At 48.7% G+C, this 25,278-nt stretch carries 17 protein-coding genes and 2 tRNA genes; 16 read left to right on the forward strand and 3 right to left on the reverse strand.

What is annotated here, in order from left to right; genetic code table 11:
• The first annotated feature begins 6 nt into the window (after positions 1–6).
• From B0681_RS05280 to B0681_RS05315, 8 genes are all read left to right on the forward strand, one after another.
• Positions 7–948, forward strand: a complete 942-nt coding sequence (locus tag B0681_RS05280; protein ID WP_078317700.1) for a restriction endonuclease — start codon at positions 7–9, stop codon at positions 946–948.
• Between the two features lie 34 nt (positions 949–982).
• Positions 983–4,222 (forward strand): carbamoyl-phosphate synthase large subunit, encoded by a 3,240-nt coding sequence (gene carB, locus B0681_RS05285; RefSeq protein ID WP_078317701.1) that lies wholly within the window; start codon positions 983–985, stop codon positions 4,220–4,222.
• 217 nt (positions 4,223–4,439) lie between these two features.
• Complete coding sequence (gene greA / locus B0681_RS05290) at positions 4,440–4,916, forward strand: transcription elongation factor GreA (protein ID WP_078317744.1); 477 nt, start codon at positions 4,440–4,442, stop codon at positions 4,914–4,916.
• 24 nt (positions 4,917–4,940) lie between these two features.
• Complete coding sequence (locus B0681_RS05295; RefSeq protein ID WP_078317702.1) at positions 4,941–5,300, forward strand: SirB2 family protein; 360 nt, start codon at positions 4,941–4,943, stop codon at positions 5,298–5,300.
• 227 nt (positions 5,301–5,527) lie between these two features.
• Entirely contained in the window at positions 5,528–8,356 is a 2,829-nt protein-coding gene (ptsP, locus tag B0681_RS05300) for a phosphoenolpyruvate--protein phosphotransferase (RefSeq protein ID WP_078317703.1), read from the forward strand.
• A complete protein-coding gene (gene pfkB, locus B0681_RS05305) occupies positions 8,353–9,291 on the forward strand; it encodes a 1-phosphofructokinase (RefSeq protein ID WP_078317704.1) in 939 nt (312 codons plus the stop codon). Before ptsP ends, pfkB begins: the two co-directional genes overlap by 4 nt.
• Before the next feature lie 21 nt (positions 9,292–9,312).
• A complete protein-coding gene (locus B0681_RS05310; RefSeq protein ID WP_078317705.1) occupies positions 9,313–10,983 on the forward strand; it encodes a fructose-specific PTS transporter subunit EIIC in 1,671 nt (556 codons plus the stop codon).
• A gap of 256 nt (positions 10,984–11,239) precedes the next feature.
• Positions 11,240–12,091 carry a peptidoglycan DD-metalloendopeptidase family protein gene (locus tag B0681_RS05315; RefSeq protein ID WP_228143865.1) on the forward strand — a complete coding sequence of 284 codons (852 nt, stop codon included), beginning with the start codon at positions 11,240–11,242 and terminating at the stop codon, positions 12,089–12,091.
• Positions 12,092–12,229: 138 nt separating this feature from the next.
• Here B0681_RS05315 and B0681_RS05320 read toward each other — a convergent pair whose 3' ends face one another.
• Positions 12,230–13,531, reverse strand: coding sequence for a peptidylprolyl isomerase (locus B0681_RS05320; protein WP_078317707.1), 1,302 nt, complete (start codon positions 13,529–13,531; stop codon positions 12,230–12,232).
• A gap of 312 nt (positions 13,532–13,843) precedes the next feature.
• Positions 13,844–16,639 carry an LPS assembly protein LptD gene (gene lptD, locus B0681_RS05325; RefSeq protein WP_228143866.1) on the reverse strand — a complete coding sequence of 932 codons (2,796 nt, stop codon included), beginning with the start codon at positions 16,637–16,639 and terminating at the stop codon, positions 13,844–13,846.
• 479 nt (positions 16,640–17,118) lie between these two features.
• Between lptD and B0681_RS05330 the strand changes: the two genes are divergently transcribed.
• The 6 genes from B0681_RS05330 to B0681_RS05355 all read left to right on the forward strand — a co-directional run bounded on the left by B0681_RS05330 (position 17,119) and on the right by B0681_RS05355 (position 21,670).
• Positions 17,119–18,165 carry an aminoglycoside phosphotransferase family protein gene (locus B0681_RS05330; RefSeq protein WP_078317708.1) on the forward strand — a complete coding sequence of 349 codons (1,047 nt, stop codon included), beginning with the start codon at positions 17,119–17,121 and terminating at the stop codon, positions 18,163–18,165.
• Position 18,166: 1 nt separating this feature from the next.
• Positions 18,167–18,880, forward strand: coding sequence for a nucleotidyltransferase family protein (locus B0681_RS05335; protein ID WP_078317709.1), 714 nt, complete (start codon positions 18,167–18,169; stop codon positions 18,878–18,880).
• A 239-nt stretch (positions 18,881–19,119) separates the two neighbouring features.
• Positions 19,120–19,195, forward strand: a tRNA-Val gene (locus B0681_RS05340).
• Between the two features lie 4 nt (positions 19,196–19,199).
• Positions 19,200–19,276: transfer RNA gene (locus tag B0681_RS05345), tRNA-Asp, on the forward strand.
• Positions 19,277–19,415: 139 nt separating this feature from the next.
• Entirely contained in the window at positions 19,416–20,654 is a 1,239-nt protein-coding gene (alr, locus tag B0681_RS05350) for an alanine racemase (protein ID WP_078317710.1), read from the forward strand.
• Positions 20,655–20,758: 104 nt separating this feature from the next.
• Positions 20,759–21,670 carry a bestrophin family protein gene (locus B0681_RS05355; protein WP_078317711.1) on the forward strand — a complete coding sequence of 304 codons (912 nt, stop codon included), beginning with the start codon at positions 20,759–20,761 and terminating at the stop codon, positions 21,668–21,670.
• 42 nt (positions 21,671–21,712) lie between these two features.
• Here the strand turns inward: B0681_RS05355 and B0681_RS05360 are convergent, their stop codons facing one another.
• On the reverse strand, positions 21,713–22,657 hold the full coding sequence (locus B0681_RS05360; protein WP_078317712.1) for a LysR substrate-binding domain-containing protein: 945 nt from the start codon (positions 22,655–22,657) through the stop codon (positions 21,713–21,715).
• A 195-nt stretch (positions 22,658–22,852) separates the two neighbouring features.
• Between B0681_RS05360 and B0681_RS05365 the strand changes: the two genes are divergently transcribed.
• Together B0681_RS05365 and prmC are read left to right on the forward strand one after the other, a co-directional pair.
• Complete coding sequence (locus B0681_RS05365; RefSeq protein ID WP_078317713.1) at positions 22,853–24,400, forward strand: AmpG family muropeptide MFS transporter; 1,548 nt, start codon at positions 22,853–22,855, stop codon at positions 24,398–24,400.
• Positions 24,400–25,278, forward strand: coding sequence for a peptide chain release factor N(5)-glutamine methyltransferase (gene prmC, locus B0681_RS05370; protein ID WP_228143867.1), 879 nt, complete (start codon positions 24,400–24,402; stop codon positions 25,276–25,278). Before B0681_RS05365 ends, prmC begins: the two co-directional genes overlap by 1 nt.

A 25,278-nucleotide genomic window follows, 5' to 3' on the forward strand; every position in this document is an offset into this window, starting at 1 on the left:
TTGGTCATGCAAGTGATTACCAGCCACGATGTATCTCGCCGTTGGGTGCTAGCACTGATGGCAGATGGGCAAGTACGCACCCGCCATCAGATTTATGCAGATACTGCCAAACTTGCCAACATCACCAAAGAAGAGATGGCAGCACCTTTGGCATCAGGTCAAAGCCGTGTCGAAAATTCTTTGGGCTGGGCAATTTCTAGCTTAACCAAAGCGGGCCTTCTTAAAAGAATTGCAAGAGCAACCTATCAAACTACGCCATTAGGTATTGTCAAAGCCAAAGAGTGGCGTGATTTGCAAGGTATTAGCGAAAAGCAATTTGTGGGTTTGGCTGATTGGGATAATTACCAAGCAGAAATCAAAGCCCGAAAAACACAGCAGAATCAAACCGATCATGTGGCAGTGAATCTGAACGATACTGATCTTGATGCCGAGATTGATTATGAGCAACAAGCCATCACAGCGGTGCAAGAGCTTGAAAACTTGTTGGCGGTGGATTTGCTTGAGCGACTTCGGACACAGACACCTGAATTTTTTGAAAAGGCGGTGATTCGCACTTTGCTTGCGATGGGTTATGGCGGTAAAGAAAATTTGTTTGAACATGTCGGTAAATCGCATGATGGCGGTATTGATGGCGTGATTAAGCAAGATCCGCTTGGCATCCAAAACATCTATATCCAAGCTAAACGCTATCATGATGGCAACACGATTGGTAGTAAAGAAATTCAGTCGTTCGTTGGTGCATTGCAAGGTCGTGGCGTTGAGCGAGGTGTATTTATTACCACATCATCATTTACCAAATCTGCTAAAGAGTATGCCGAAAAGCTATTGGGTAAGGTGGTGCTGATTGATGGTCAGAATTTGGTAACACTGATGATTCGCTACAAAGTTGGTATTCAGACCAAACAATTGCTTGAAATTTGTGAAATTGACGAAGATTTTTTTGAATAACTAGATTTAAAGATTTAACCAAAAGGGTAAGATTATGCCAAAACGCAATGATATTAAAAGTATCCTAATCATCGGTGCAGGCCCGATTGTCATCGGTCAAGCGTGTGAGTTTGACTACTCAGGCGCTCAAGCCTGTAAAGCCTTAAAAGAAGAGGGTTATCGAGTTATCCTAGTCAACTCAAACCCTGCAACCATCATGACTGACCCTGTGATGGCGGATGCAACTTACATTGAGCCGATCACTTGGCAGACTGTTGAGGGTATCATCGCCAAAGAGCGCCCAGATGCCATCTTGCCAACCATGGGCGGTCAAACTGCACTGAACTGTGCACTGGATTTGGATAAGCATGGTGTGCTTGCCAAATATGGCTGTGAACTGATTGGTGCGACCAAAGATGCCATCGAAAAAGCCGAAGACCGTGAGCTGTTTGACAAAGCCATGAAAAAAATCGGCCTAGAATGCCCACGCGCTGACATCGCTGAGACAATGGAAGAAGCACTTGAGATTCAAGCGCGCTTTGGTTTCCCTGTGATTATCCGTCCTTCATTTACCATGGGTGGCTCAGGTGGTGGTATTGCTTATAACCGTGATGAATTTATTGAAATTTGTGAGCGTGGCTTTGATCTATCACCAACGCATCAGCTGCTGATTGACGAAAGCTTGATCGGCTGGAAAGAGTATGAGATGGAAGTGGTGCGTGATAAGAACGACAACTGCATCATCGTCTGCTCAATCGAAAACTTCGATCCAATGGGTGTGCATACCGGCGACTCAATCACCGTTGCCCCAGCACAAACCTTGACTGATAAAGAATATCAGCTGATGCGTAATGCATCGATCGCTGTACTGCGTGAAATCGGTGTTGAGACTGGTGGCTCAAACGTGCAGTTTGGCATCAACCCTGCCAACGGTCGTATGGTGGTGATTGAGATGAACCCGCGTGTAAGCCGCTCATCGGCATTGGCATCCAAGGCAACGGGTTTCCCAATCGCCAAAATCGCTGCCAAATTGGCTGTGGGCTATACCCTAGATGAGCTAAAAAATGACATCACTGGTGGCAAAACGCCAGCAAGCTTTGAGCCATCGATTGACTATGTCGTGACCAAGATTCCACGCTTTAACTTCGAAAAATTCCCACAAGCGGAAAACACTTTGACCACTCAGATGAAATCGGTGGGTGAGGTGATGGCGATTGGTCGTAATTTCCAAGAATCGATGCAAAAAGCCTTGCGTGGCCTAGAAACGGGTGCGACTGGCTTTGATGAAATCATTGAGCTTGAAGGCAAATCAGCCGATGCCATCAATAGCGAAATCAAAAACAAGTTGTCTATTCCAACGCCCGATCGCATCTTCTATATCGCTGAAGCGTTCCGCCATGGTTTTGATTTGGATGCAGTTTATCAATACACCAAAATCGATCGTTGGTTCTTGGTGCAAATCGAAGACATCGTCAAAACCGAAAGCGAAATCAAATCACTGGGCTTTGGCGGCCTAAATGCCGACAATCTGCGTACCTTTAAACGCAAGGGTATGAGCGATCTTCGCATCGCAAACTTAATGGGTATCAGCCAAAAACAACTGCGTAAACAGCGTTGGGATCTTGGTGTTTATCCTGTGTATAAGCGTGTCGATACCTGCGCGGCAGAGTTTGAGACTTCAACTGCTTATATGTATTCAAGCTATGATGATGAATGCGAAGCACGCCCAAGTGATAAAGATAAAATCATGGTCATCGGCGGTGGCCCAAACCGTATCGGCCAAGGTATTGAGTTTGACTACTGCTGTGTGCACGCTGCACTTGCCATGCGTGAAGATGGCTATGAGACCATCATGGTGAACTGTAACCCAGAGACTGTCTCAACAGACTATGACACATCAGATCGCCTATACTTTGAGCCTGTGACGCTAGAAGATGTGCTTGAGATTATCCGCACCGAAAAACCAAAAGGCGTCATCGTGCAGTATGGTGGTCAGACACCATTGAAACTAGCTCGTGCATTAGAAGAAGCAGGTGCACCAATCATCGGCACAAGCCCTGATGCCATCGACCGTGCCGAAGACCGTGAACGCTTCCAGCGTATGCTGCATCAGCTAAACCTAAATCAGCCACCAAACGCACTGGCGACCAGCAGCGAAGACGGTATCGTCAAAGCACAATCTGTCGGTTATCCACTGGTTGTCCGTCCATCTTATGTCCTAGGTGGCCGTGCGATGGAAATCGTGTATAACGAAGATGAGCTCAAACGCTATCTGCGTGAGGCGGTACAAGCATCGAACGAAGCACCAGTACTACTAGATCGCTTCTTGGATGATGCCATCGAAGTGGATGTGGATTGTGTGTCTGATGGCAAAACCGTCGTCATCGGTGGTATCATGCAGCACATCGAACAAGCAGGCGTGCACTCAGGCGACTCAGCGTGTAGCTTGCCACCGTATTCATTGAGCAATGACATCCAAGATCAGATCCGTGAGCAGACGATCGCCATGGCAAAAGAGTTGGGTGTGGTCGGTCTGATGAATGTGCAATATGCGGTCAAAGATAACACTGTGTATATCCTAGAAGTGAACCCACGCGCGAGCCGTACAGTACCATTTGTCTCAAAATGTATCGGCACATCACTTGCCAAAGTCGCTGCCCGTTGTATGGCAGGCAAGAGCTTAGAAGAGCAGGGCTTTACCAGTGAAATCATCCCGACACATTATTCGGTCAAAGAAGCGGTATTCCCATTTGCCAAGTTCCCAGGTGTGGATCCAATCCTAAGCCCAGAGATGAAATCAACAGGTGAAGTGATGGGTGTGGGCAAGACCTTTGGCGAAGCATTCTACAAAGCTGTCATCGGCTCAAACGAACGCCTACCAGGCTTGCCGGTGGCAGGCGAAGTCAAAAAAGCCTTCTTGTCAGTGCGTGATAGTGATAAAAAACACCTGCCAGCCGTCGCCAAACAGCTGATTGACTATGGCTTTATTCTGGTCGCGACAGGCGGCACTCAGCAGGTATTGGCGGATGCAGGCATCGCTTGTGAGCGTATCAATAAGGTCAACGAAGGTCGTCCACACATTGTTGATATGCTAAAAAATGGTGAAATCCACTTGGTCATCAACACCACCGAAGGCAAGCAGGCTCAGGAAGATTCGTTCTTAATCCGTCGCAGCGCCCTACAAAACAAGGTGTTCTATGTGACCACGATGAGTGCTGCTCAAGCGGTGTGCATGGCGTACCAAGTCAAACTGCCATTTGATGTGTATAAGCTACAAGATTTGCATTCGGCATAATCCTAGCTGGTCTGACACCAAACACCGATTGTCATGTTGGCAGTCGGTGTTTTGTTTTAAACATCATTCGTCCGATTGCTTAGTACAATTAGCATACATAAAAGCCTTGCAATTTTATAAAAAGCAAGTACAATGGTATCAAATTTTAGTCAAAAAGCCTTGCCAGATGAAAGTTTGGCAAGCTTTTTTGCATTTGTTTTTTAAAAAAGGAATCTTTATGCAACGCTATCCAATGACTCCACAAGGACATCAAGCACTTGAAGAAGAGCTAAAACAGCTCAAAACTGTCGAACGCCCGCGCATCACCACTGCCATCGCTGAGGCTCGTGAGCATGGCGACCTAAAAGAAAATGCCGAATATCATGCCGCTCGTGAACAGCAAGGTCTGTGCGAAGCGCGTATCCGTGATATCGAAGCCAAGCTGGGCGGTGCACAAGTCATCGATCCAACCAAACTGCCACAAGATGGCCGCGTGGTGTTTGGCGTTACCGTTGAGCTTGAAAATCTTGATGATGGCGCTAAGCGTCGCTACAAGATCGTCGGCGATGATGAAGCGGATTTTAAATCAGGTAAAATCTCGGTCAACTCGCCAATCGCTCGCGGCTTGATTGGCAAATCAGAAGGTGATGAAGCCAAAATCCAGACGCCAAGCGGTGTCGCGGAATTTGAAATTCTTGAAGTGATTTACCAATAAAACTGATCAATCAAAAGGCGATATATGAAACATTTACACATGTTGGTCGCGGTCGTGACGATCTTGTTGTACCTTTATCAGGCTGTGCCGATTTTTACTGGCAAAAAAGCCAAGCGCTCGCCTGCATTTAGTGGCATGACGCATCTGGTCTATACCGTGCTGATGCTAACAGGTCTATGGCTATTTTGGCAGCTGTACCAAGTGGCAGGCGTGCAGCATTGGGCGATTGCCAAGTTGGTACTCTTAATCGTGGCGGTATCTGCCAACATCAAGGCGCTGCGCAATCAAGATCTGTCATTATCACAGGCCAAAGCTGGGATGCTGATCGCAGGTGTGGCTTATGCAGGTATTGTCTTTTTGACGGTTACTAAGCCGATGCTATAAGCAAGATCCGTGGCCGTCGATGTGCCATTGATGAAGACAAATTCGAGGCTGAATTTGTCTTTTTTTATTGGCTTAAAGGGATGAAATGTTTACAATTCTTTGCTTAAGATGACGGCTGGATTGTGCTACAATTATGCAATTTTTTTGACAAATTGTTTTATCATTTGAAATAATATTACAATTTATACACCGTTAATCATAATCCAACATGGGTTTAAAGGGTAAATATGCTAAGCTTAACCGCTGACAGCGTGCGTATGCAAGCAACTGCACGCAGCAAACAAGAGGCACTGTCGGTGCTTTGTGAGATTTTGGTGGCAGATGGTCTGACCACGCCAGGGTATTTACAAGGCCTAAAAGATCGTGAAAATCAGTCATCGACCTATCTGGGTCAAGGCATCGCCATTCCGCATGGTACACCAGATTCGCGCAGCAGCATCAAGAAAACTGGCGTCAGATTGGTGCATTTTTCCGATGGTGTTCAGTGGAATGATGCAGGCGATGTGGTGTATTTGGCGGTGGTGATCGCAGCACAGTCCGATGAGCATTTGCAGATTTTACAAAGTTTGACACGCGCTTTAAATGATGATATGGCCATCCAAATCCAGCAAGCCACCACAGCAGAGGCGCTCATCGAAGCTTTGGGCGCGACCAAAAAACCACTGCGACTGTCTGATGCGTTGATCATCACCGACAGTCTGGCAAGTGATGTCGATGAGCTGTATCTGCAAGCGGTGCAGCTACTCAAAAAACAAGGCGTGATCAGCTCGCTATTTTTGCCTAAGCATACACCCACACAGCTTAGCGATGCGGTGAGTGCAGTGATTTTAGAAGAGCAGCAGGGCATCCATCAGTCGGCATTGGCTATGGTGGCCAGTGCCAAGCAAGCTTTGGCGGTGATCACTGCCGAAAAATCTGTCGATCGCGCAGCACTGTCACAGCTATTGGATACACTGATGAGTCAGTCGCTTGCTGATGCGATTCGCCAAAAAGATACCCAATCCATCCTCCAGCTGCTTGGCATCCAAAATCAAGCCAACTGGCCATCAGCCTCCGTGGTGCTGGCCAATGATCACGGGCTGCATGCGCGTCCTGCGACCGCACTGGCGGCGCTGACCAAGCACATCGATGGCGAGATTAAGGTCGCGGTGGATGCTGGGGAGTATGTTTCTGCCAAGAGCTTGACGCGGCTTTTGTCATTGGGCGCCATCAAAGGGCAGACGCTGACTTTTATTGCAGAACCCGACACACAAGCAGCATCCAAGCTTGATGAGATTATTGATGCGGTGCGTTCAGGATTGGGCGAAAGTGTCAGCCCTGTTGTTAGCCATGACACGGATCAGACATCCGATGTATCAACTATAAATAACAGTATCGGCATCAAAACTGGTGTGCAACACAAAGCGATCAATGCCTCTCAAGGTTTGGCAGTCGGTGGGGCGCATATCATCAAGCCAGTGCGTTACCATTATCCGATGACTGCCCAATTTCCAGAAGCAGAAATGGCCAAACTACAAGAGGCAATCGCTGCCGTCAAGGCAGATCTGCAAGTGGTCATTAAAACCGCCAAAAATCCTCAGATCGCTGAGATTTTCGCCGCACATCTGGCATTACTAGACGATGATGAGATGTTGATGGGTGTCAAAGAGGGGCTGCAAGAAGGCTTATCAGCACCGGCAGCATGGCATGCGATGATCGAAGAGCTGGCATCAGCTCAGGCGGCGCTGGCAAATCAACTGCTGGCCGAGCGCGCTCAAGACTTGAAAGACATCGGCCAAAAGGTGCTATCAAAGCTTGTTGGTGAAACACAAGCAGCGCCACCTGATGCGCCTTATGTGCTAATCAAAGAAGATCTATTGCCATCTGATGTGGCCAATCTCGATCCAACCAGTGTGGCAGGTATCATCACTGCCGTCGGTGGAGCAAGCTCACACAGTGCCATCATTGCGCGTGCCTTGGGTATACCTGCACTGGTCGGTGCTGGTCAGTCGGTGCTGGAGATTCATGGTGGGACTTCGGTGCTGCTCGATGGCGGTGCTGGCTGGTTCGTCGTTGAGCCAAGTGATGAAATGATCGCTGAATGCCGCGAGATTCAGGCAGCGCGCCGTGAGATGATGCGCAAGGCGGCTTTGGTGGCCAAAGAGCCTGCAATTACCACCGATGGCCATCGTGTTGAGGTAGCAGCAAACCTAGGTAATGTCGCTGACACCGCCAATGCTGTCGCCAGTGGTGCTGAGGGTGTGGGTCTGTTGCGTACTGAGCTTGTGTTTATGTCGCACACCCAAATTCCTGATATCAAGACACAAGTGGCAGATTATGCACAAGTTTTTGAGGCTTTGGATGGTAAACCATTGGTGGTGCGTGTGCTTGACATTGGTGGGGATAAGGCCTTGCCGTATCTGCCGATGGCCGCCGAAGAAAACCCATTTTTGGGCTTGCGCGGCATTCGCTTGTTACTTGCCAAACCAGAGCTGCTGCGCGCACAGCTCACCGCCTTGATCGTGGCATCAGAGGGTCGTGATTTGCGCATCATGTTTCCGATGATTGGACGCATTGAGGAATTTTTTGCAGCCAAAGCGATCTTAGATGAGGTGTTGGTGCAGTATCCGCACGACCAATTGCAAGTGGGCATCATGCTTGAGGTGCCAAGCGCTGCAGTGATGGCGCATCAATTTGCCAAAGAAGTGGACTTTTTTAGCATCGGCACCAATGATTTGACCCAATATGTGCTGGCCATCGATCGCGGCCATCCTGTGATCTCAAAAGATGCTGATGGCCTGCATCCAAGCATTCTACAGCTGATCCATCAAGCTGTCACAGCAGCGCATCGTGAGGGCAAATGGGTGGGCGTTTGTGGTGAATTGGCGGCCGATCCTGATGCTGTGCCGCTATTGGTCGGTCTGGGTGTTGATGAGCTGTCAATGTCTGCCAAAAGCATCGCCATGACCAAGGCGATGATCCGTGAGATGCAGCACAGCCAAATGCAAGCGCTTGCCATGCAGGCTTTGGAATGCCAAACTGCCGAGCAAGTCCGCCAACTGGTCAAGCAGCTATGAAAAAAGTACTGTGTATCACCTTAAATCCAGCGCTGGATATGACCATCGCTGTCGATGGCCTAAAAATCGGCGAGGTTAATCGCGCAACCAGCACGCAGCTGGACGCTGCTGGCAAGGCTCTAAATTCTGCGCAGATCTTGGCTGATTTGGGTATTGATTGTGTCGCCAGTGGGTTTTTGGGACAACAAAACCAAGCAAGCTTTGTTCAATTATTTGCCGATCGTTGTACGCCTGCTGCCATCGAGGACCATTTTGTGCGTGTCGATGGCAATACGCGCACCAATATAAAGCTTGTCGATCATGGTACGACGACCGATGTCAATGGCAAGGGCTTTTGGGTTGCGGATGCAGATAAAACAAAACTGCTCCAAAAAGTTGGCCAACTGGCTGCTGCCTGTGATGCTGTACTGATTGCAGGCAGTCTGCCACAGGGTTTTGGTATGGATGATTTTCACCAACTGATTAATGTGGTGATGGCGGTCAATCCCAAGCTTGCGGTTGATGTCAGTGGTGAAGCCCTAAAAGCAGCCATGAGTTATCCGCTGTGGCTAATTAAGCCTAATAGCGATGAGCTGACTGAAGCATTTGGCATGGCGTGTCAGACACCTGATGAGCAGCGCGCGCTTTTGACAGCAGTGGGTGCAAGCATTGAGCATGTGGTCATCTCAATGGGTGAAAAAGGCGTGCATTGGTACACGCCACATACTGCTTATCATGCCACACCACCTAAAGTGACGGTAAAAAGCACAGTTGGTGCTGGCGATACTTTGGTGGCAGCCATGATCCAAGGGCTGCTAGGTGCAGACGAAGATGCACAAGTGCTGACCCAAGCTGTCGCGCTATCTGCGCATGCAGTGAGTATTGTTGGCTTTGGGGTGGCTGATCCTGAACGCTTGGCGACATTGATGGCTCAAGTCCAAATCAATCGAATTTAATTTATTAACGCGGTAATTATTATGCAAAATTTCCCTTCTTTGGTCGCCATCACTGTGGCAAGCGAATCAGCACATGCGCTGCTTATCGCCAAAAAATTAGCCAAAGTCTTACAAGCGCGCGGCATCACCACCGCCATCGATGAGCCTTTGGCAGGGGCGACGATGGTGACCATCGCTGACGAGGCGGCACATGACGCAGGCTCGATTCATCTTGCAGCGCACAAGCTTAATGGCGATGAATTTAGCGACAGCGACTATTTACAGAGCTTGTTTGCAGCGCCTAATACGGATGTTTTTAAGGTGACAGATCGGCCACTGCATTTTGTGGCGATTACCGCTTGCCCGACAGGCGTGGCGCATACCTTTATGGCAGCAGATGCATTGAAGCTGGGTGCTGAGCGTCGTGGCTACACCATTGATGTCGAAACTCAAGGCTCTGTGGGTGCTAAGAGCATTCTTAGCCAAGACAGCATTGATCGTGCCGATTTTGTGATTTTGGCGACAGATATTGAGGTGAATACTGACCGCTTTGTCGGCAAAAAGGTTTATCGCTGTGGCACAGGTGTGGCACTAAAGCAAACCGATAAAGCCTTTGATGACGCCATCGCTACCGCATCACCACTGAATGGCTCAAAAACTGCAAGCAGCGAACAGGCGGACAATACCCAAAAAGTAGGCGTGTATAAGCATCTGCTAACAGGTGTCTCTTATATGCTACCGATGGTGGTGGCAGGTGGTCTTTTAATTGCACTGTCTTTTGTTTTTGGGATTAAGGCGTTTGAGGTTGAAGGCTCATTGGCGGCAGCCTTGATGGGTACGGGTAAAGCGGCATTTGGTCTGATGGTACCGCTATTGGCAGGTTATATCGCTTATTCGATCGCTGATCGCCCTGGTCTTGCAGCAGGCTTGGTGGGTGGCGCACTGGCTGGCACACTGGGCGCAGGTTTTCTTGGCGGTATTGCAGCAGGTTTTTTGGCAGGTTATGTGTCGCTATTTCTTGCCAAAAAACTGCATCTGCCTGTGACGCTTGAAGCGCTTAAGCCGATTTTGATCATTCCGCTATTTAGTACGCTGATCGTTGGTCTAGCCATGTATTATGTCATCGGCACGCCTGTGGCTTATGTTTTGACGCAGATGGAGACTTTCCTTGCTAATATGGGTACGGCCAATGCTGTGATTCTTGGCATGATTTTGGCTGGTATGATGTGTGTGGATTTGGGTGGGCCGATTAATAAGGCGGCGTATGCGTTCTCGGTGGGTCTGTTGACATCAGAAAGCTATTTTCCGATGGCAGCAGCGATGGCAGGCGGTATGGTGCCTGCAATTGGCATCGGACTTGCGACCATTTTGGCAGCCAAAAAATTCACCGACAACGAACGCAGTGCTGGTAAAGCCGCGGTGGTATTGGGTGCGTGCTTTATCTCAGAGGGTGCGATTCCGTTTGCTGCCAAAGACCCTGTACGCGTCATTCCTTGCTGTATCGCAGGGGGTGTGCTGACTGGTGCATTGGTGGCACTATTTAACATCACTTTGGTGGCGCCACACGGTGGGGTGTTTGTGCTACTGATCCCAGGTGCGGTCAATCATGCCTTGATGTATCTGGTGGCCATCGGTGCTGGCAGTCTATTAACAGGCGTGGCCTATGCGCTGGTTAAGCCAAAACAGCTGCCTGAACTCAAAGTCGCCGCCTAAGCATTGGTGACGATCCATCAATGTTTTGGGACTGGATGAATTTGAGCAAAAAACATTGACAAAAAGATACAAAACCTGCCTGCTGGCGGGTTTTGTGTTTTTTATGAGCATGTTACAATAGGCGCATTTGTCGTAACACCTTAGCTCATCGACGACATTTTGGTGAATTGCTTGTGCTAACAGGTGATTTTGGTTAATGTTTTTAAACGGGAAGTGTATTGTGTATAGTGTGATCGGCGTATCTAGCCAAAAATCTATGAAACAATTTGGCTTGGTAATCAGTGCAGCAACCATGTGTGTATTGGCAGGATGTGCCAGCAAACCCACTTATAACAGCACCGCTGGCACAGGCGCCAGTGCATCAAGCACGCAGGTGATCACTGATAGCAAAGGCGTGCCAAATCGCTACCAAGTCAAGCAAGGCGACACCGTTAGCCGCATTGCGCAGCGATATAACTTGAACTGGCGCGAGATCGGCCAGCTCAATAACTTAAACAGTAGCTACACCATCTACACTGGCCAATGGCTAACACTATGGACGGGCAGCATCAGCACACGCGAGCGTGCCATCCGATCGGGCGCAACCCAAACCACAGTTCAAGCACCAAGACCTGCCAGCACTCCAAGTCGTCCTGCAGCTCAAACGCCAACACCCACGCCAACACCTCAACCAGTGGCAGCGCCAAGCGTCAGCGCCGAAGCACCATTTGCCACAGGCAGCTCAGGCGTGATGCAGTTCCGCTATCCTGTGGGCAACAGCAATCCTGTGGTGCGCCGCTTCGGTACGGCCACCGTCGCTGGATCGACCGTGACCAGCAACGGCATGTGGTTCTCAGGCAGAGAAGGGGATGCGATTAATGCCAGCAATTCAGGCACAGTCGTACAGGCTGATCGCAATATGGATGGCGCAAGCATCGTCATTCAGCATACCAATGGCTTTGTATCCAGCTATATCCACATCAAAGACGCACAAGTCAAAACCGGTGATACCGTTCGAACTGGCCAGCGCATCGCCAGTATGAAAAACCAAGCTGGCGGCTCAGCTTTATTTGAGTTTCGCATTGCCAGAAATGGCGTGTATGTCGATCCATTGACAGTATTAAAATAATCCGCGTGACGATGGCATCGATCACATCACCGCCCCAAGATCTGTGATCTTGGGGTTTTTGATATTTGTGATAAACAATAAAAAGCCCTCAAAATCTAGGCATGATTTTGAGGGCTTTGTCTTATTTGAACAAAAGGATTATTCAAATACTCGGATATAAGCACCAGAGCGCAGCTCTTGCAGCCAATCTTCTTGGGCTTGAGGTGCTTGGCGTGAGAATAAGAACTCACGCGCGGCAGAGCGGCGATACTGTTCGGTGACATCTCTTTGGCGGGTATTATCGATTTTTAGGATGTGCCAACCAAATTGTGAGCGAAATGGTGCAGAAAAGTCACCACGTTCGGTCTGCTTCATCATCGCCTCAAACTCAGGCACCATATCCCCTTCATTCACCCAGCCTAAGCTGCCACGCTGTGCTGCTGAGCCTGCATCATCAGAGTAGGTCGCGGCTAATGTGGCAAAATCAGCGCCTTGTTGTAACTCGCGGTACAGTGCATTGATCTTTTGTTCGGCCATCGCATTGCTTTGGCTGCCATCGACGCGTGCTAGGATGTGGCTGGTTTGCCATTCTGAGACGATTGTTTTGTCTTCCACTTTATTGATAAGCTTTACCACATCGATGCCATTAGCGGTCGCCATCGGTGCTGAGCTTTGGCCAACAGTCAAATTGGTTGCTTGGGCTAGGATCGTCGGTGGAATGCTGGTGGCTGGCAATAAGCCTGTATCCGCGCCTTGCAGAGCGAGCGCGTAATTTTGGCGTGAGCGGCTTAGCACTTGATCCAAAGATGCGCCAGCATCCAAGTCAGATTTGACGCGCTGAGCGACCGCTAGAGCTTGCTCGCGATTTTGATCTGTGGCATCGTTATTTAGATAGGGGACGCGAATGTGCAGCAGCTGATATTGATTTTGGTTTAGGCGTGCAGCTTCTGGACTTTTTAAGAAGGCATCGACTTGATCATCGCTGATGCGTACACGGCTTTGAACTTGATTTTGCCATAAAGCTTGCAGGGCGGCATCTTGGATCATTTGTTGGCGCAAGGCGGCATAGCTGCCAGCGCGTTCGGCATCCAGCTTGGTTTGTAGCTCAGATAGGCTGTTAAGACCTTGTGCGCGCGCGACTTGGAGCAGCTGTTGATTGATGACGGTGTCATTAGCGACCATGCCAGCGCGATTGATCAAACCTAATTGTAGCTTTTCATTGATCAGGCCATCAAGCGCCATCGCTTGCGCTTCGGCAGCTGTGACGCTTGAGCCAGTTTTGTTAAGCTCAGTCATCACGATCTCGGTGGCTGCTTTGAGTTCGCTTTTTAGGATGATCTCGTCATTGACCTTAGCTGCGATGCCATCGGTGCTATTTCCGCTGATGGAGGCTTGTGCAGTTAGGCTTAAGCAGCCAATCAGGGCGACAGCCAAAGTGTGGTTGAGAAATTTGCCTTGCATGAATGATCCTTAAAATATCTATAAATAACATGAAACCATCACACACTTCGATGGCCAAAAAGCAGCGCTGCCACAAGTGTGCTTTTAGTTAAACCACTTGAGAAGCGCCGTTCATCAAATTGCCTAAGTGTAGCACTTGCCACACCAATCGTCAAATACTGCTGACCTGACACCCAAAATAATGATAATCAGTTTACAAAATTAATAATATCAAGCAAAGTATCTTCATTATCCCAATGGCATAACGGGTCAAATCTTGGGCGGCTGATCATCAGTCAAGTCTTGAGCCAAATCGGCGGCAAGGCTTGGCGGTCAGTAAGCGCGCTGCCATGCCTGCTGAACTTGATCATATCCCAGCACGCGCTCGTTAAGCAGACGATTTAGTCGTCCGCCATTGGTGATGCCATTTAGGCGTACCTCGGCCATCACAGCGGTGTTCGGATCTTGATGTGGGTTGAAAGCATCGCGATAGCGTCGCGCGTAGATCGACAGACCATAACAGCAATCTTCATAATTAACCCCCATCAGCGAATCCATCACATAGTTTTGATGATAATCATATTGCACCTGACCCATCACACGCCAGCGATTATTGATCGGGAAAATCGCAGCAGCAGTATAGGCGGACAAAGGTGCTTGATTGATCGCGCGATTTTCTTTACGCTCGATGATGCCAAGATTAAATAACTTTTGGTCATCAGGCTGATAGCGCACTTGTGCCACAAAACTGTTTGGGTCGTAATTGGTGGCAAATGATCCTGAGGCATCGAGCCACAGATTTTGCTTAGGTTGCAGGCTTGCTTGCCAAGCCAAGCCTGAGCTTGTGCCACTGAAATTTTCGCTGTTATCAATACCGACACGGACATCATCAAGCAATATCTGTTCAGCCACGCCAGCCTCGATGCGCGTACGGCCTTGACCATCGACATAGCGATAGCTGATGGCGGGGGTGAGCGCGTGCAGATCTTGGATGCGATCATAGCCTAAGAACCAGCTGTTGGCCAGTAGCTGCTCGTAACTGAGCTGCCCCAAGGTAGTCTCAAAATTAGGGATGTTTTGTTGATCTTTAAATGGCGTGTAGGTGTAATGCAGTCGTGGTGTCAATACTTGATGGCCGCCTGCATCTTTAAATAAAAACGGAGCACCTGATTTTTCAAAGAACAGACCGCTATCAATGCTCACAGTCGGCGCAAAGACCGAATAGCTGCCATCTTGCTTGCTTAAGTTTTGATCAGCCAGACTGTCTTCATCATAACTGGTGTACAGATGCGACAAAGCAAGTTTGGGTGTGACATAGCCCCATGAACGCAACAGTGGATAGCTGGCGCTGATTTGGTTGAACATTCTGGCGCCGCTTTTTTCGGGTTCTGAGTTATCTGTGATGGTTTTTTTAAAATAAGCGGAGTTATGCACGCCGCTGATTTGTAAGCCCTCAGGCACGCCCATCCATGACTTTGGCAGGTGATAATTCACCGACAGCTGCGGCAGTCTGGCATAAGGGCGGTCTTTATCAGCAATCGGATTGCCATTGATGTCATAACCCTCCAATCGCTGAAAATCTTCAAAGCGCAAATCAGCTGATACATTTTCATCCAAGAAACTTGCGCCGATGCGTCGTGGTAGATTCAGCTTAGTGGTCTCAAGGCCCAGCGTATCAAAATCCGACAGATAATTGGCATCAGAGACATATTGATATTGTGCATAAGCATTGATCTTATCAAACTGCTTGGGTTGCCAGCGATGATCAAAGCGCACGCGGCTGCGATCTTCATCTTGATACTGGCGATCGCTTGGCAGATAAGAAGCAGTCAGCTCCCCTGAGCCATAATTTTCGGTCAAATAGCGAAACTCACCCGTCAGCATCGGATTGCGGTTGGTGAAAATGGTCGGGGTGATCGTAGCGTCATAATTGGGTGCCAAATTCAGATAATACGGTGTGCTGATCTCAAAGCTGTCTGATGAACCAAAGCCTGCACTCGGCAACAAAAAGCCTGATGCGCGGCGGTTATCAATTGGAAAATTAAAGTACGGCAAATAAAACACAGGCACTTCTTTGATGCGTAAAGTGGCGTTTTTTGCCACCGCGCGGCCAGTGTCGCTGTTAATATCAATGCTGCTGGCATCCAGATACCATTTGCGCTCTGTCGGTGGACAGGTGGTGAACATCACATCTTCAAGTTGATATTGGCTGTCACTGACTTTTTGCATCTGCCCAGCATAGCCGTGTGCATTGATGGCGGTACTGGCAAAGGCCACATCTTGGGCGCGCGCGGTCTTGCCATCAGTGCTGTACGCTAGATTTTCGGCGACACCGATGATGCCGGTGCTTGATTTGGCAGCTGGATCGTGACCATCGCTAAATTGTACTTGGCCTTGGGCGATGGCTTGGCCTGTGATCGTATCCAAAGTCACTTTATCGGCGATGACTTGCTGACCATTTTGTTCGACGATGACATTGCCTGATAGCTCAGCATAGGATGCAGCATCATAGTAGCCATAGTCTGCTTGGGCAAAGATGGTATCAGCTGGCAGTGGATTGCCATTGTCATCGATGCGTGCGATGCTGCTGCCTTGAGTTCTGGGCGCTTGGCTGATCGGCTGCACCCAGACGCCTTGACAGCGCGCATCTTGGCTGGGTTTGGCTTGATAATTCTCGGCAAGCTTGGCAAGACTTCGGCTTTTGGCGACGCCATTATCCATCCCTAGCTTTTCAGCGATCTGTTGACCCAGTGCAGGTTTGTCATCGTTTGGTGCAGCATCTTGACTCTGCACCACAAAATCATCCATCGCGGTGCTTGATGGCTGTGCTTGCGCCTGTGCTGCAGGCACTTCGTTTGCTTGAGATTGGGCATCGATGGCACTAAAATCAAAGCCATCAAAAGCATTGGCCTCAGCTGGCGTAGTGTCGGTCATCGGCTGAATATCGGCTGCCTGGGTGTCTGACAAAGTGGGCTTGGGCGCAATGTCAGTGGCCGTTTGAGCCTGAGCTGGCATTATAAAAGGCAGGCTGACTGCACCAAACAGCGCGCAGCGAATTGCCACAGCCAAATAAGTTTTTGGGGTGTGTTGGCTGACGGGCTGATCCAGACGAGTACGAGAGCAAATCACGATATGACCTTTTCAATATTAACGATACAATCAAATTTTGGCTATTTTACACCATTATCGTTGATGCGTGCGATTATTTTTTTTATCAAAGTGGTGAATGACTTGATGGTGATCATGATGCGTGTGATTTAATGGCTGTGCATTAAGATTATTGCAGTCCAAAACTAAAAACGTCATGCCAATCATGCTGATGTGATGTCTAAGGCTTAGGGGTTTTTAGGTGTTGAGTGGCAAGGATTTTTTGTAATTTTACTGGTGAAAATCGGCAAAATCCGCTAAACTACTGACAAATTTGGCGGTCATATGAGGCTGATTTTTTGATCATATGAGTTGATGGTTTGGTGTGAGTTGGGATTTGTTTTTGGCGTTGGTCATCAAATGGTGGGCAGCGCCACGATCCATGCGATAAAATTCCTTTGCCAATTGTATGACTTACCGCCCGATGGATTGCTTAACCTATATTAATTAAGAGATGAACTATGAATGATCTGCGCCATACTGAGATGATGAGCTTTTTAAATGCCAATTTGGCAGCGGGCTTTCGCGTTGAAAGTCTGCCAGGGGATGCCAGTTTTCGCCGTTATCACCGCATTCATTTACCAGTGATCGCTGAGATGGGTAAGGCTGAGATGACCTATCTTTTGATGGATGCACCCCCTGAAAAAGAAAGCGTCACCGAATTTGTGCATGTGGCGGACATCATGAGCGAGGTGGTGAATGTGCCTGACATCATCGCGCGTGACATTGAGCGTGGGTTTTTGTTATTACAAGACTTTGGCACAGTAGAATTTGCACATCTGATCCGTGATGATGCCAAGCATAAAGATGTGTATTATAGTCAAGCATTATCAACGCTTGCCTCATTGCACAGTCTGGATACGCATGTGGATTTGCCTATATATACCGATGACAAACTTCATCAAGAGATGGATTTGTTTGAGGCGTGGTTTTTGCCGTATGTCAATGTGTCGATGGATGATCATGCCAAAGCAGTTTGGCAGGCGCTAAAAGCACAGCTGATCACCGATATCGCCAAGCAGCCATCTGTGATTGTGCATCGTGATTATCACAGTCGCAATCTGATGGCCGATAAAGGCAGTGATGCGCTGGGCGTGATCGATTTTCAAGATGCGGTGATCGGTGCTTATACTTATGACTTGGTGAGTTTGGTGCGCGATGCTTATATCGATTATGACGAAAAATGGGTCGAAAAGCGCATTCTTGAGTTTTATGAATTGATCAATCCCAAAGTGGATTTTGGCAGCTTTATTGCCGAGACTAATGTCATGGGCGTGCAGCGTCATCTAAAGGTGCTGGGCATCTTTATCCGTCTGTCTGAGCGTGATGGCAAGCGCCGATATCTAAACGATATCCCCAAGGTGATACGCGATCTATTGACCGAGCTTGACTGGCTACAGGCGCATGGCGCAGCGCCTGTGTATGGCGAGTTTTTGCAGTGGCTGAATGCTGAAGTTCTGACGGCTTATCAGAATCGTTTTGCTAACAGCAAAGAGCAGGGAGCGTAAGATGATTCACCAAGCGATGATCTTGGCGGCGGGCAAAGGTACGCGCATGCGCCCACTGACGCTCACCACCCCAAAGCCGCTGATCGCTGTTGCTGATAAGCCCTTGATCATATGGCATATCGAGCGTCTGGCAGCAGCTGGCATCACGCACATTGTCCTAAATGCTGGCTATCTGTCTGATGTGCTGATTGAAGGGCTTGAGGCATTGAACCTGCCTGATCAGCTGGGCATCAGTCTTCAGATCTCGGTGGAGGCAGGCGAGCCTTTGGAGACAGCTGGCGGCATCAAATATGCTTTGGAGCAGGGTTTATTAAAAGATGAGTCGTTTATTTTGGTCAATGGCGATGTGTGGAGCGAGTGTGATTTTGCACCGCTGATGGCGCATCAGCTGGGTGATGATTTGGCGCACTTGCTGCTGGTGGATAATCCAGAACATCATCCATCGGGCGACTTTGAGTTGATCTCTGGACGCGTGCAGGCCAAAAGCGGTAAGGGTGATGCCTTAACTTTTGCTGGGATCAGTGTGATGTCGCCTAAGATCGTCGCTGATGTCGGCAGCCAAGAGGTCGCAGCATTGGCTCCGCGCCTAAAAGCTGCGATGGCCAAGGGGCAAGTCACAGGCGAGTATATGCAAAAGGCTTGGTTTGATGTTGGCACCCTTGAGCGTCTGGCGCAAGTCACCCAGTACATCAAAGACCAGCGCAGCTCATCTTAGGCAGGCGAGATTAGGACGATTGAGATAATTAATAAATATGAAATAAATCAATAACTTATAAAATTTTTTGCTATTTTTTCATATTTTATCTCAAAAAGTATTTGACACCTGCGTAAATTTCTATATAATACGCACCACAACGAACGAACACAGCAACGCACTGTAGCGTGTTTGGTTCTTGACTTAAAATGTGATACCTTGACACAGTATCAGTTTTCCAAATCGGAAAAGACATTTTAGGGTGGTTAGCTCAGTTGGTAGAGCATCTGCCTTACAAGCAGAGGGTCAGCGGTTCGATCCCGTTACCACCCACCACTATGCAGCGGTAGTTCAGTTGGTTAGAATACCGGCCTGTCACGCCGGGGGTCGCGGGTTCGAGCCCCGTCCGCTGCGCCATTTTCAAAGATCCCAAGCTTAATCGCTTGGGATTTTTTTTGTTGAAATTTTATCATAAAAACTTCTGCTGCCATCTTTATCCCTGATAAATTTTCGTATAAAATACAAATCAAATTTATCGCAACAACAGGGAATGATTATGAAACGAAGTCCTCTTACGCTTGCCATCTTGACAAGTCTTGCCATCACGACTGCCAGCATCACGCACGCAGCTCCGCTGTTACAGACGCATGGCGACTACAGCTATGCCAATCATCACAAAGCCAATGCTTATCTTGAGATCGATGTCAAAGCCTTTGAAGATAACATCACACGCCTACAAAATACGCTCAAAGATGACACCAAAATCTGCGCCATCATGAAGGCAGATGCCTATGGCAATGGCATTGATCTGCTTATGCCAAGTATCATCAAGCTGAATGTGCCGTGCATCGGCATTGCCAGCAATGAAGAGGCGCGTGTCGCTCGTGCGCACGGCTATCAAGGCACCATCATGCGCGTGCGTCTGGCCAGTGGCGATGAGGCTGAGGCGGCGCTAGAATACGGCATCACTGAGCTGACTGGCAGTTTACAGCACGCACAGGCGCTAAGTGCCATCGCCCAAAAGCATGGCAAAACCATCGAGTATCATCTGTCGCTGAATGCTGGTGGGATGGATCGCAACGGCATCGATGTGGATGGTGCATCAGGTCAGCGTGATGCCATCGCGATCACCAAACTGCCAAATCTGCGCATCACGGGCATCATGACGCATTATGCCAATGAAGATGTCGATTTCGTGCGTGAGCGCTTGGCAAAATTCAATGAACAAAGCCAGTGGCTGATCCAAGCGGCGAATCTTGATCGTAACAAGCTGACCTTGCATACCGCCAATTCTTTTGCCACGATCGCAGTGCCTGAGAGTCATCTGGACATGGTTCGCCCTGGTGGTCTGATCTATGGCGACACCATCGATGCCAAGCCTGCTTATAAGCCTATTATGAGCTTTAAGACCAAAGTTGCTTCTGTGCAGTTTTATCCTGCAGGGACAAGCGTTGGCTATGATGGCACCCATACCTTGATGCGTGATTCATATCTGGCCAATTTGCCATTTGGCTACTCTGATGGCTATCGCCGTGCGTTCACCAATAAAGGCGTGGTACTGATTGGTGGCATGCGTGCACCAGTACTTGGCAAGACCTCGATGAACACCACCATGGTGGATGTGACCGATATCATCGCCAAGCAGCCTGTCAGTATCAATGATGAGGTGGTCATCTATGGTGCGCAGGGCAATGCACGCATCGGCCAAGCTGAGATTGAGGATATCAATGAGGCATTGCTGGCCGATTTGTACACCATTTGGGGCAACTCAAATCCACGCCTAATCAAGCCCTAAGCCATCATCTGATGATACGGTACAGGTGGCTTTGGGCATCTAAGTTTATTTTAAATCATAAGCCGTGCATCAGCGCGGCTGCTACTTTTACTTTTGGGTGATAAATGATTGTTCGGGATAAATCAAACAGCCTTAAGCTTTTGTTCGTGTGGCGCGGTACCGTGCTGCCCAGAGTGCTGCCGACGATCTTGGGTATCGTGCTGTTGTCCTTGCTGTCTGGACTGTTGACCCGATACCATTGGTTTGATATCACTGCGGTGCCTGCAGTGGGTTTTACCATCTTTGGTGTGGTGATTTCGATCTTTTTAGGGTTTCGCAACACTGCCTGTTATGATCGCTGGTGGGAAGGGCGTAAGCTGTGGGGTGCGCTGATTGCCAATACGCGCCATCTGAGCCGTGACAGTCATTTTTTGCCAGCCAAAGACAGGCAAGTGCTGCTGTATCAGATGCTGATGTTTGTGGCGACGCTGCGAGATCGCTTGCGTGGCCAGCCCATTCACCGTGCGCAATTTGCTTACACTCAGATTGATGAGGCGCATTTGGATTGGCTTGATAACCAGATCAATGCCCCGCAGCGCGTGCTAGAGTCGATGCAGCAGCAGCTGATCGATGCCGTCAAACAAGGCCACATCAGTGATATTATTTATATGAGTATCCAAAAGCATGTGATTGAGATGGGCAATATCCAAGCTGGCTGTGATCGCATTCATGGCACACCATTGCCATTTCCGTATTCGGCGCTGCTGCATCGCGCGGTGTATTGTTTTTGTTGGATGCTGCCGTTTGGCTTACAGTCGGTGATGGGCTTATGGACGCCGCTGTTGGTTGGTTTTATTTGCTATTTATTGTTGGGTTTGGATGAATTGGCGCAGCAGCTAGAAGAGCCATTTGGGCGCGATCATCATGATCTGGCGCTCGATACCATGGTGCGCTTGATCGAGCGAGAGACTTTGATGTTAATGGATCGACCGCTGCCTGAGCCTTGGCGGATGGATAAGAACTTTAATTTTAGCTAAGTTTAGTTGTCATCTATAAATGCATTGAATCGTGATTTTGGATCACACATCACCAAACTGCGCTTGGCACAGCTTGATAAATTCGTGGCCAAATTTGCGAATTTCGCTGTCATCACGCACCGCAATCCAACTGGTAAAGCGACCAAAATAAGTCACAGGAATAGCAACCAAATCAGGATAATGCTTGGGCTGATACGCCATCTCGGCGATGATGCCGATGCCAAGGCCTGCCGAGACATAGGTACTGATCACATCCGAGTCAAGTGCCGCCAGTACAATATCAGGCGCAAAGCCTGCTGCCTCAAAGCTCTTGTCAATCGCACCACGACCAGTAAAGCCACCATGATAAGTGACAATCGGATAGCTTGCCAAAGTCGGCAAGTCAATGCCATCGACTTGATCGGCAAATACCGCCAGCTCATGATCTTTTGGGACGATGACCACATGCGACCAATCATAATAGCGATGACAGCGTAGGACATCATTATTCAACAGGGATTCAGTGGCGATGCCGATATCGGCTTGTCCACGGATCACCATCTGGGCGATGGTCTCAGGGTCGGCTTGCTGTAGCACGAGATTGACTTTATCAAATTTTTGGCGAAACTCTTTGACAATCTGCGGTAGCACATAGCGTGCTTGCGTGTGCGTCGTGGCAACTGTCAAAGTGCCTGCTTGAGCGTTATTAAAATCAAGGCTTAAATTTTCGATGGTGCGAATCTCAGCAAAAATCGCCTCAATGTGCGGCAATAATGCCTTGCCAATCGGCGTAAGTCCAGTCAGACGCTTGCCTTGACGAGTAAACACATCGGCCTTGAGCTGATTTTCTAGGGCGGCGATTTGCTTGGATAAGCTTGATTGGCTGGTGTGTAGTAGCTCAGCAGCTTGGCTGAGATTATAGCCATTGACCACGGTATGCCAAACGGTTTCTAGTTGCTTAAGCTGAATTTGCAAATGTCGCTGATTGATGACGATGTCAATTGCCATAACTGCCCTTGTGAATCAATAAATAAAAATAGTTAATCATACCGAATTTTTATAAAAAAAGGTAGGATAAAATGCAAAATTAATAACAAATCCATCAAAAATACGGTAAAATGTGGCCTTTATGAATTGACAAACCAGATTTGGCGTTACAATCATCGATAATGGCACCAAATCATGATGATGGGCTGGTAAACTATGAGCGGTACAAATATTGACCAATCGACGCAAGTCAGTGCATGGCAAGCGTTTACAAAGGCGTATTTTAATCCACAGGCATTGGCTTTGGCGTTTTTGGGCTTTGCAGCAGGCATTCCGATTTTGCTCGTGTTTTCAAGCCTAGGGCTTTGGCTGCGTGAGGCTGGGATTGATCGTGCGACCGTGACGATGTTTAGCTGGGCGGCATTAGGTTATTCGTTTAAGTTTATTTGGGCGCCGCTTGTGGATGCACTGCCGTTACCGATTCTGACTCGCCTGCTTGGCCGTCGTCGTGGTTGGCTGCTACTGACCCAAGTGATGATCATCACCGCACTGGTATTGATGGCGATGACCAATCCCCAAGGCAGTGAGCAGATGCTTGGTGTCATGGCGGCAGGGGCGGTGCTACTGGGTTTCTCATCAGCTTCACAAGATATTGTCATCGATGCCTATCGTATTGAGTCGGCACCAGCGGATATGCAGCCTGCTTTGTCAGCGACCTATGTGGCAGGTTACCGTGTGGGGATGATTGTCTCAGGTGCAGGGGCTTTGTATTTGGCGGACTTTTTTGGTTCGACGATGGAAGCTTATAATTATCTGGCTTGGCAAAAAACCTATCTGATCATGGCGGCAGTGATGCTCATCGGTGTGGCGACGACACTCATCATCCGTGAGCCAAAAGTTGCCATCAAGCCAATCACCAATGAGACCCGTGATTATCTGCGTTTGGTGCTGGTGTTTGTGCTGTCGGTGGTGGGCTTTATCATCACTTATCGTACGATAGGCGGTGTCTTGCCTGAGACCGAAAGCGTATTGGCAGGCTTTTTGTATGGCTGTGTGCAGTTTATCTTAAGCTTTGTGGCGTTTGCCGTGATTGGCTATGCACTGGTCAAAGCAGGCGTGGTCGCCCAATCGGTAGCGATGAAAACTTGGGTAGAGCCTGTGGCGGATTTTTTTGCTCGCTATGGCAAAAAAGCACTGTTACTGCTTGCCTTGATTGGTCTGTATCGTATCAGTGATGTGATTGCAGGGAATATTTCAAATATCTTTTATCAAGATTTGGGCTTTAGCAAGACCCAAATTGCTGATGCAGTCAAGGTCGTGGGCGTGGTCGCCAGTATCGGTGGCGGCTTTATCGGTGGTTGGCTTGCCCAAAAGATGAATATCATGAAAGCGATGAGTGTCGGTGCGATTTTGGCGTGCGTAACCAACTTGCTATTTATTCTGCTATTTATGACCCCGACTGTGCCGATGATGTACTTTGCAGTGATTACCGATAACTTGGCGGCAGGTCTGGCCAGTGCGGTATTTATCGCTTTCTTGTCGGCATTGACATCGATTCGCTTTACAGCGGTGCAGTATGCATTGTTCTCATCGTTGATGACATTGGCGCCGAAGCTGATTGGTGGCTACTCAGGTGCGATCGTCGATGCGACAAGTTATGCATTTTTCTTTGGCTTTACTTTCTTGGTTGGTGTGCCTGTACTGCTGTTGATTTATTTGGTCAATAAACATATCGACATCAGCGAGCCACAGATTGATAATTGATGATGGATGAATTAAGTATTTATAATCAGCTAAAACACCTGTCGATTGCACGCATTCGGCAGGTGTTTGCCAGTTGGCAGTCGCAGAATTTGCCACGTCATTGGTTGGATGGATGGCTACTTGCGGTGCTCAATCAGCCATCGGTATTTTTGATCACGGATTCGGATTATGTGCCAAGTGATGATGAAGTGATGCAGCTCAGTGGTGGCATCGCTCGGATGATGACTGGTGAGCCGCTGGCATATTTGACAGGGATGCAGGGGTTTTGGGGGCGTGAATTTATGGTCAATGCCCATACGCTGATTCCTAGGGCGGATACGGAGATTTTGATTGAGACGGTGCTGGATATTGTCAAGCAAGGCAGTATCGATACATCACCACGCATCCTAGATCTGGGCACGGGCACTGGTTGTATTGGCATTACTTTGGCGTTAGAATTAGCGTCATCATCGGTAGTGGCGGTGGATTATTCGCCGCAGGCTCTAGCGGTCGCCACAGATAACGCGCGTAGGCTTGGTGCGGACAACTGCACGCTGATACACTCTGATTGGTATGATAAGATTGATGGCGAATTTGACATCATCGTCAGCAATCCACCCTATATCGCCAAAGATGATGCACATATGGCATCACTGACACATGAGCCAGTCACTGCCTTGGTCGCCGATCAAGATGGCTTGGCAGATATCATTACCATCGCGCATGGTGTGCATCAGCACCTAAAAGCAGGTGGGCTGATCGTCATCGAGCATGGCTATGATCAGGGGCTGGCGGTGCGTGAGATTTTGAGTAGTGTAGGACTTAGCAATGTGCGGACACTTAAGGATTATGGCGATAATGACCGCATTACGCTTGGGTTTAGGCCTATCAGTGATTAA

Origin of the sequence: Moraxella porci DSM 25326, assembly GCF_002014855.1 — a bacterium.
In the GTDB taxonomy this organism is placed as follows: domain Bacteria; phylum Pseudomonadota; class Gammaproteobacteria; order Pseudomonadales; family Moraxellaceae; genus Moraxella; species Moraxella porci.